This is a genomic window from Burkholderia sp., from assembly GCF_018375725.1.
Classification (GTDB): domain Bacteria; phylum Pseudomonadota; class Gammaproteobacteria; order Burkholderiales; family Burkholderiaceae; genus Burkholderia.
Genome location: NZ_JAHACR010000325.1, coordinates 1 through 4,426, shown reverse-complemented (window position 1 = coordinate 4,426; position 4,426 = coordinate 1). Strand labels below are relative to the sequence as shown.

Sequence of the window (4,426 nt, the reverse complement as noted above, 5' to 3'; positions counted from 1 at the left end):
GCTTTCCTCGCAGAAACCGCAGAAGATGCACTTCGTCAGGTCGATGTCGTAGCGGGTCGTGCGGCGCGAATTGTCCGCGCGCGCTTCCGATTCGATCGTGATGGCCATCGCGGGGCAAACGGCTTCGCAGAGCTTGCACGCGATGCAGCGCTCTTCGCCGTTCTCGTAGCGGCGCAGCGCATGCAGTCCGCGAAAACGCGGCGAGATCGGCGTCTTCTCTTCCGGGAACTGCACGGTGAACTTGCGCTTGAACGTGTAACGTCCGGTCAGCGCGAGACCCTTGAGCAGCTCGGTCAGGAAGAAGGTCTTAAAGAATTGTTGAATTGCCGTCATGATTTCATCCGACCTTTATTTCCAGATATTGAGCGGCGACATGATCCAGAAGCCGACCACGACCACCCAGATCACGGTCACCGGCAGGAACACCTTCCAGCCCAGACGCATGATCTGGTCGTAACGGAAACGCGGGAACGTCGCACGAACCCAGATGAACACCGACAGCAGCGCGAAGACCTTCAGCACCAGCCAGAAGATGCCGGGAATGAACGACAGGAATTCGAACGGCGCATCCCAGCCGCCGAGGAACAGCGTCGCCGCGAGTGCCGAGATCACGATCATGTTGATGTACTCGGCGAGGAAGAACAGCGCGAACGCCATACCCGAGTAATCGATCATGTGACCCGCGACGATCTCCGACTCCCCTTCCACCACGTCGAACGGGTGGCGGTTCGTCTCGGCGATGCCCGAGATGAAGTAGACGCCGAACGCCGGCAGCAGCGGCAGCCAGTTCCACGACAGGAAATTGATGCCGTGGCCGGCGAAGAAGCCGTGCTGCTGCGAACCGACGATTTCCGACAGGTTCAGGCTGCCGGCCGTCATCAGCACGAGGACCAGCGCGAAACCCATCGAGATTTCGTACGAGACCATCTGCGCCGCGGCACGCATTGCGCCAAGGAACGCGTACTTCGAGTTCGACGCCCAGCCGGCGAGAATCACCGCATACACGCCGATCGACGAGATCGCCATCGCGTACAGCAGGCCCGCGTTGATGTTCGCGAGCACAGCTTCGGCCTGGAACGGAATCACCGCCCACACTGCGAATGCGGGCACGACGGTCATCACCGGCGCGACGAGGTACAGCCAGCGGCTCGCCGCGGTCGGCTGAATCACTTCCTTGAGCAGCAGCTTCAGCACGTCGGCGATCGGCTGCAGCAGACCGGCGGGGCCGACGCGGTTCGGCCCGAGACGCACGTGCATCCAGCCGATCAGCTTGCGCTCCCACAAAATCAGGTACGCCACGCACAGCAGGATCGCGACCGCGACGACGAGGATGCGCACGAGCGCCCACACCGTCGGCCACGCGACGCCGAGAAGCTGGGCTCCGCCCGAATTGATCGTATCGAACAAGCTCATTTACGCCTTCTCCACCACCAGTTCACCGGACAGGCTGCCGAGCGCTGCGCCGGCAGGCGTCGCCGCCGACACGCGAACGACCGTTTCCGCAAGATTCTCGTCGCGCACGGCCGGCAGCTGCACCGTACGTTCGCCCTGGCGCACGCGCACCGCGTCGCCTTCCTTCAAGCCCAGCTTGTCGAACAGCGCAGCCGGCAGGCCGGCGGTGTTCGCGAGCTTCGCGGCGGCCGTCAGATGCAGCGCACCCGCGCGGCGCACCAGCGCATCGGCGTGATAGATCGGCACGTCGGCGAGACGCTCGAAGCTGCCGTTCGCCGTCGGTGCCGCGACGCGCGATACCGCGGCGGACGTCTTGTTCGACAGGCGGCTCGCGACGCCTTCGTCGCCGAGCGCGGCCATGCGCACTTCTTCGGCAGTCTCGTATTCGAAGTTCGGCAGGCCGAGCAGGCTGCCCAGCACGCGCAGCACCTTCCATGCCGGACGCGTATCGCCGAGCGGGCGCACGACGCCGTTGAAGCCCTGCACGGTACCTTCCGCGTTGACATAGGTGCCGGACGTTTCGGTGAACGGCGCGATCGGCAGCAGGACATCCGCGTAGTCGAGGCCATGCTTGAACGGCGACATCACGACGACCATTTCGGCCTGGTTCAGTGCCGCCAGCGCCTGCGCGGGATCGGCGGTGTCGAATTCCGGCTCGAGATTCAGCAGCACGTAGCCCTTGCGCGGCTGCGCGAACGCTTCGCGCGCATTCAGGCCGCCTTCGCCCGGCAACGCGTTGACCACGTGCGCGCCGACCGTGTTCGCCGCTTCGGTGAGGAAGCCAAGCGTCGCGCCGGTCTGATCGGCGATCCACTGCGCGACCGCGTGGATGGACGCGAATTGCGGGTGACGGACAGCGGCATTGCCGATCAGCACGGCGCGGCGTTCGCCGTTCGCGAGCGACTGCGCGACCTGCTGGGCGGCCGGCGACGCGGCCACGCCCGCCAGCGCGTCAGGCAGCGCGACGCCGCGCAGTTGTGCGACAGCGGCGGCAATGCCGGCCAGCTCGTCGATCCATGCCGACGGCGCGGCAACGATACGTTGCGCACTCGGGATCAGTGCGTCATCGCCCGTCGCATGGAGGAAATGCAGCTTGGCGCCGTTCTTCGCCGCATGACGCAGCCGCGCGGCGAACAGCGGGTGATCGCGGCGCAGCGACGACCCGATCACGAACGCAGCGTTCACATTCGACAGTTCGGCGATCGGCATGCCGAGCCACGGCGCACCCTGGACCGGCGCCGAGAAATCGGACTGACGCAGGCGGAAGTCGATGTTCGGCGTCTTCATTTCGTGCGCGAGCTGCTTCAGCAGGAACAGCTCTTCAGCCGTGCTGTGCGCGCTCGCGAGCATCGCCAGCGCATGCGCGCCGTGATCCGCGCTGATGCCTTTCAGGCCCTTCGCCACATATTCGAGCGCGGTCTGCCAGTCGGTTTCGATCCACTGGCCGCCCTGCTTGAGCATCGGCTTCGTCAGGCGCGCTTCGCTGTTGAGACCTTCGTACGAGAAGCGGTCCTTGTCCGAGATCCAGCATTCGTTGATCGCTTCGTTCTCGAACGGCAGCACGCGCATCACGCGGTTGTTCTTCACCTGCACGACGAGGTTCGCGCCGACGGAATCATGCGGGCTCACCGACTTGCGGCGCGACAGCTCCCACGTCCGTGCGCTGTAGCGGAACGGCTTGCTGGTCAGCGCGCCGACCGGGCACAGGTCGATCATGTTGCCCGACAGTTCGGAATCGACCGTCTTGCCGACGAACGTCGTGATTTCCGAGTGCTCGCCGCGGCCCAGCATGCCGAACTCCATCACGCCGGCGATTTCCTGGCCGAAGCGGACGCAGCGCGTGCAGTGGATGCAGCGCGACATTTCCTCCATCGAGATCAGCGGCCCCACGTTCTTGTGGAACACGACGCGCTTCTCTTCCGAGTAGCGCGACGACGACTTGCCGTAGCCGACCGCGAGATCCTGCAATTGACATTCACCGCCCTGATCGCAGATCGGGCAATCGAGCGGGTGGTTGACGAGGAGGAACTCCATCACCGACTGCTGCGCCTTCACCGCCTTGTCGGAGCTGGTGTGGACAATCATGCCCGCCGACACCGGCGTCGCGCAGGCCGGCACGGCCTTCGGCATCTTCTCGACTTCCACGAGACACATGCGACAGTTGGCCGCGACGGACAGCTTCTTGTGATAGCAGAAATGTGGAATATACTTGTCCGCCTTATGTGCAGCCTGGATCACCATGCTGCCTTCGGGCACCTCGACCTTCTTACCGTCTATTTCAAGTTCAACCATGATGGTGAATGGTCCTCAACCTTTTTCCGCTCGTTCGCGCATTCAGCTCGACCGCGCGCTCAAATTCCACAACCGGGTTTCGCTTCAGGCCGCTGCCGCGTGCGAATGACCGCCGACCATGCAGTGCTTGTGCTCGACGTGGTACGCGAATTCGTCCCAGTAATGCTTGAGCATGCCGCGCACCGGCATCGCCGCCGCATCGCCGAGCGCACAGATCGTGCGGCCCATGATGTTCTCTGCAACAGAATTCAGCAGATCCAGATCTTCCTTGCGGCCCTGGCCATGCTCGATACGGTCGACGACGCGCCACAGCCAGCCGGTGCCTTCGCGGCACGGCGTGCACTGGCCGCACGACTCTTCGTAATAGAAGTACGACAGACGCAGCAGCGAACGAACCATGCAGCGCGTTTCGTCCATCACGATCACGGCGCCCGAGCCCAGCATCGAACCGACCTTCGCGATCGAGTCGTAGTCCATGTCGGTCTGCATCATGATGTCGCCCGGCACGACCGGCGCCGACGATCCGCCCGGAATCACCGCCTTGAGCTTCTTGCCGCCACGCACGCCGCCGGCGAGCTCCATCAGCGTCGCGAACGGCGTGCCGAGCGGCACTTCATAGTTGCCCGGACGCTCGACGTCGCCCGACACCGAGAAGATCTTCGTGCCGCCGTTGTTCGGCTTG

General features: G+C 64.2%; 4 protein-coding genes. All 4 read right to left on the bottom strand.

Translation table 11 applies throughout. From position 1 onward, the window contains the following. The coding region (gene nuoI / locus KH616_RS21895) for an NADH-quinone oxidoreductase subunit NuoI (protein WP_292250740.1) at positions 1-333 on the bottom strand (333 nt) is incomplete at its 3' end. Positions 334-348: 15 nt separating this feature from the next. Then, a complete protein-coding gene (nuoH, locus tag KH616_RS21890; protein WP_292250739.1) occupies positions 349-1,413 on the bottom strand; it encodes an NADH-quinone oxidoreductase subunit NuoH in 1,065 nt (354 codons plus the stop codon). Then, the gene (gene nuoG / locus KH616_RS21885; RefSeq protein ID WP_292250737.1) at positions 1,414-3,744 is read right to left on the bottom strand and encodes an NADH-quinone oxidoreductase subunit NuoG; all 2,331 of its coding nucleotides are present in this window, start codon (positions 3,742-3,744) and stop codon (positions 1,414-1,416) included. 84 nt (positions 3,745-3,828) lie between these two features. Then, the coding region (locus KH616_RS21880; protein WP_292250735.1) for an NADH-ubiquinone oxidoreductase-F iron-sulfur binding region domain-containing protein at positions 3,829-4,426 on the bottom strand (598 nt) is incomplete at its 5' end.